This is a genomic window from Candidatus Poribacteria bacterium (assembly GCA_026702755.1).
Classification (GTDB): Bacteria; Poribacteria; WGA-4E; order WGA-4E; family WGA-3G; genus WGA-3G.
This window is the reverse complement of the sequence record JAPPBX010000084.1, coordinates 1-4773: the sequence shown is the minus strand read 5'-3', so window position 1 is coordinate 4773 and position 4773 is coordinate 1. Positions and strand designations below refer to the sequence as shown.

At 43.7% G+C, this 4773-nt stretch carries 4 protein-coding genes; all 4 read right to left on the bottom strand.

The window, feature by feature from the left end; translation table 11 throughout:
* Positions 1-397, bottom strand: a 397-nt coding sequence (locus OXH39_15970; protein ID MCY3551959.1) for a hypothetical protein, incomplete at its 3' end; no start/stop codon positions are given.
* 50 nt (positions 398-447) lie between these two features.
* The gene (locus tag OXH39_15965) at positions 448-1446 is read right to left on the bottom strand and encodes an OmpA family protein (protein ID MCY3551958.1); all 999 of its coding nucleotides are present in this window, start codon (positions 1444-1446) and stop codon (positions 448-450) included.
* Positions 1447-3048, bottom strand: a complete 1602-nt coding sequence (locus OXH39_15960) for a hypothetical protein (GenBank protein ID MCY3551957.1) — start codon at positions 3046-3048, stop codon at positions 1447-1449. It lies immediately after the preceding gene.
* Positions 3049-3212: 164 nt separating this feature from the next.
* Positions 3213-4667 (bottom strand): M81 family metallopeptidase, encoded by a 1455-nt coding sequence (locus tag OXH39_15955; protein MCY3551956.1) that lies wholly within the window; start codon positions 4665-4667, stop codon positions 3213-3215.
* Between the last annotated feature and the right edge of the window lie 106 nt (positions 4668-4773).

The following is a 4773-nucleotide window of genomic DNA, read 5'->3' as shown; positions in this document are numbered from 1 at the left end:
CACGCATCAAACTCAACAAATTATATCCAGCAATATAAATGTGACAGACTACTAGTTGCTCTAAACAGTACTGACAGACTCTTAAACTAAGTAGTTCAGATTTGGAACGATCAGGTGGGCGATTTACAGTAAACTTTCCATCTTGTGGTCTTCCATCAACGTAACGGGAATACTTCCGAGCTTTCTGCATCTCCTGCATCCATTGACAATTGACAATGTGATACTTATTCCAGTCATTCTCACCATACCAATTCTGGATGTAGAGTACAACCTTTTGCCCTTTATATTCAAGTACACCGTCTGGATCAACATTAAATTTTTCCTTTGATATAGGTTTCCCGACCTCCTGAGGTTTGGTTGCAATTTCTGGTTCAAAAGAGCGGTATTCTGCATTCATTTTCCTACGTAGTCTATTCAAACCTTCGTGATTCCGAAAATCAGTCAATTTCAATTGATTACCTCCGTATTGCCAAACTTTTTCAGAAGATGCTCAATCTCATCAATGAGTTTTTGGGATTTCGTGATAATTTGAAATTCAACACGTCGAGAGGCTTCTTTGTCTTCCATCAGTAGATCAACAGCTCTCTTCAACAATGCTCTCTTTTGTTTAAACTCGGTAAATTCCGAAATAAGATTCGTGATAATTATATCGTGGGGAACCTTTTTGTCGCGCGTCCAATTGCGAATCCGTTGATGGACGCGATTGATTTTCTGTAGAGGTATCCCTGTTTCTTCTCCCACAGTACGATGAAGGTCGGCAGAGTACAGAAGATCTGGTGATAAGTTCAGAATAAGTTGACTAGAAGATAACCCATTTGCGGTCAATTTGTTCTGAATCCATACTTTATCTTCTATTGCGTGATGCTCTATTTGTAGGACATAGTGCAGCACGTCTCTCGCTCGGTTCTGCGATAATACCATGTTTTTAACATAAGCCTCATTACCTTTGATTTCAACGTATCGTTCATTTTCATTCCATTCGCTTGAAGTATGTCCCTCAATCCGAATTTCTTCAATTTTTTCCCTATATTCGTCTTTGGTTAGGATTGCAATATACCGAGGAAAAAAACTATCTAAAAGGTCCTTGAAGGCACTTGGAAGATCAGATTTTCCTATTGCAAAAGGTTGGTTAAAGCGGATTGAAAGTGCTTTTATATCCAAATAACCCTTCCACTTGGTTCTAAATTGAATTTTCTGTTCGGGACTCCCCTCGAATTCCTTCCTCAAATCTGCAGCTAAATTTGCACGCACTGCATTGTACTCATCCTTAGATTTCCTTATTTCCTCCGTTCTACGGTTAACATCATCCGTTTCTCGCTTCACATCAAGCATGTAACTAATGGATATAAAGAGAAATATAACCATCAACCCAGCCATCAAATCGGATATAGAGACCCAATGTTCTTCAGTTTCTAATTCCTTTGTATTAAATAACTTATCAATCATCTATGCCTGCCTTTCGTTCAGTTCATTTTCAATGATACTTGCCGTGTCAACAAGCCTTTGAAGTACTGTAGTTAATGGCGTGTAGTCCTCAACAAACTTTCCAGAAAGACTCGTAAGTTGATCTGCTAAGCCATTTAATGAAGCGTCCAGTTGCTCTCGAAGCTGCCTATCCAGTTCATTAACATGTTGAGATATGAGACGCGCACTCTCACGAAGGGCTTCATCTAATGCGTTTGTTTGATTATTCAATGCACCTCGTTGCTGTTCTATACTTGTATTAGAATCATCAATTGCTTTCTTAACCGTAGCCGAAAAGTTCGTAGTCAGGTCATCTAACCGTTTTTCAATGAGTGGCAGGGCTTCATGTGCTCTCTGACGTAGTTCATTAAACGCCTCCAACTGACTATTTAAGGTTTGAAAAACGGGCACCAGTTCTTCAACACAGGAAATAATGCTATCGCTCCGACTAGCAATCGTATGTGATGCCTGTGCTATCGCGTCCACGGATTGGCGAGAATTCTCAATACCCTCAGCAGCAACTTGAAATTCGGAGGCGAGTTTATCGCGAAGTTCATCCATATGCTGCCTATATTGTTCCTGCCATTCTACAGTTTTCCCGATAGCTTGATCTAGCTGTTTGAAATTCTCACCGAATTGTTCGGGAATTTTGGCATTGAATTCCTCAATGACTGTCTTAAGAGCATTAACTAATTCATCTGTAGCAAGTTTGGCGACGCTTTCAGCCACATTTACTGAGAATTTTTGGAATTCATCTCTCAATTGATCGTGTTTATCAACGAGGTCAGTCTTGATAATGTCTAATGTATTCCGAATTCTCCGCCCTTCCACTTCGTGAGACTTAATCAATTGGTTGTGATTACGTGAGACAATCTTAGTCAACTGTTGTAATTCCTCAAGAAGATTGATTTTCTGATCGGACAAAGTCGTCTCAATTTTACTTAGTCGTTCCGCCGAGAGAGCATTTGATAAGTTCCGTAGATGTGTGAGAAGCGTATTTTGACCGTCCCCTGTGAGTCCTGTTTTAATTTTCCCTAAAGTCTCGTGCGTTTCCCTACTTCCCTCCTTAACGGTTTTATTTAACTTCACTAACTCCGCACGGAGATTGATTTCTCCAGACGTTTCAACATTTCTTTGTGTATTTGCTAATGCAGTGACAAAATCATTTTCCCTCGGATCTTTGCCTGTTTGTGTTTGATGTAAACCTTTCAATTTCAAGCAAATTGCAGTAAAAATACCTACAAGGGAAGTAACGAAAGCGGTTCTAAGTCCCTTTAACAGTTTATCAATACTATTGTTAAGGACTGTCAGTTTATCAGCGTTCGGTCCAAGACTTTCACCGGTTTCAAAATCCAAAAGTCCTAGGAAAATCCCCAAGAAAGTTCCAAACACACCAATCACAGTTAAAATTGAGGACCAAGTATTGGTATGAGTGTGCCAGGCTTCCTTTGCAGACAAATTGGAAAGTGCATAAAAAAATATGACAATCTGCACGATTATAAATATAATTACTATTACAACAAATTGCTCCCATAGCCATGAAGCTAAAACTTCCTTAAGCCGCGCGAAATCGATAATTCCCATAAACCCCCCTTGAAAATTCTATAAGTAAATATAACACAGAACAAGACAAAATCCAACAAAATCCTGCAAACTCATAGCGGAATTTAGTTTTAAGGATTAATTAGATTTCGCGCTTTTTTAAAATTCCGGTGCGGCTAGGAAACCGTACCTACCTTATTAGGGTATCAATCCAGCGGAAATAGCGGTCGCCGAACATCGTGATATTCAAAATGTAGTGGGTTCACCGCAGTCAACCCCGGTGTATCCACCTCAATAATCTGTCCTGCAATCGGCTCATAAGCAGCACGGTAAGCAACCGCAGCTTTGACAACAATCATCCGCATCGCTGTCGGATCAATACCGAGACTCAACAACTGCTGAAGGCTAAATGGCGTTTGCCGTCGACTCGTTAGTACAACCAAAGAATCCCCCACCGCAACGACAACCGTCAATCCCTGATCGTGGTATCGTTGACCACCGTGCCGAGGTTGCGTCTCCTCATAGCGACCATCGTGGATGAGACGGACGTTACCCTGAATTGAGACAGGATCGCCGTGTAGCGTGTCCGCTTTCCCACCGACTTGGAGCGAGACGCTATTGCCGACACCCGCCTGAACGCAATTTTGCACAGCCTCAGGATCATAAACGACAACGACATATCCAGATGCTTCCTGTCGTACCAACTCCGCTAAAATGAAGGTGCCATCCCCCGGCGAACCCCCACCGATATTGTCTCCCATTTCAACAAGAATAACCGGATGTCTTTCAGATTCGATGGCTTGCTCGACTGCCTGTGCTGCATCAGGGAGATCCAACGTCAGTTGTCCACGGACGTTCCATAACATCTCTGATAGACGATCCGCTTCGCGCTGTGCGAGGTGCGGGTCGTTATCAGTGACGACCACGAAAGCAGGTCCCGCTTCATGGACATCCGCATACGGATACCCCAAGGCGACGTTCGCGGCGAGGACATCGGGACGCGCTTCCAGTTGTTTCGCTGCTGTGAGGATAGGTTCCATCGGCGGCACGTTAGTCGTATGATAGAGAATATTGAGGAGCATCGGCGGTTTGACGAGTGCTTGTGTCGGTGTAATCCCGTCTTGGAGTATCCGCATCATCACTTCCGCTGCCTGTAGTCCGCGTTGGCGTTGATCGATGTGCGGCGTTGTCTTGTAAATCACGAGTGCTGTCGATTCAGCGACCATCTGCTCCGAGACGTTGGCATGCTGGTCAAGCGTAACGACAATCGGTAAATCTCGACCGAAGGTATCGCGGAGCCGCCGTAAAACCTCGCCGTCACCGTCTGGGTAACTCTCTGCGACCAGCGCACCGTGAAGTGCAAGCAGGAACCCTTCGTGTTTCGGCGCAGCCTTGAGGTGCTGGATGAGCATCTCGGTGAGTCGGTCAAAAGCGTCATCTGTTACGCGTCCTGCCGGTGTTGCCGAGGTCATGAACATCGGGTAAGCCGTATAACCGTATTCCGTTGCACCCTGAATAAACCCTCCTATTTCGTGATGTGCCTCTCCCCAGACTTTGCGTATATTGCCAGCATGGACCTGAGGGAACGCAGCGAAATCGGTGGGTGTGTTGCTAAACGTATTTGATTCGTGCATGATGCCGCCGATAGCAATTGTCGTCATGATGTTACCTCAATTGGGTGTTGGTTATTGGTTGTAAGTTATTGGTTCCTACTAGTAGTCTGTCACAATTATCTTGATAGTTGATCTAAAATCTGGTATCCTTAGG

Bases quoted from the DNA above. Each gene is read 5' to 3' on its own strand.
- OXH39_15965 (MCY3551958.1), bottom strand. From the start codon at position 1,446: ATGATTGATAAGTTATTTAATACAAAGGAATTAGAAACTGAAGAACAT.
- OXH39_15960 (MCY3551957.1), bottom strand. From the start codon at position 3,048: ATGGGAATTATCGATTTCGCGCGGCTTAAGGAAGTTTTAGCTTCATGG.
- OXH39_15955 (MCY3551956.1), bottom strand. From the start codon at position 4,667: ATGACGACAATTGCTATCGGCGGCATCATGCACGAATCAAATACGTTT.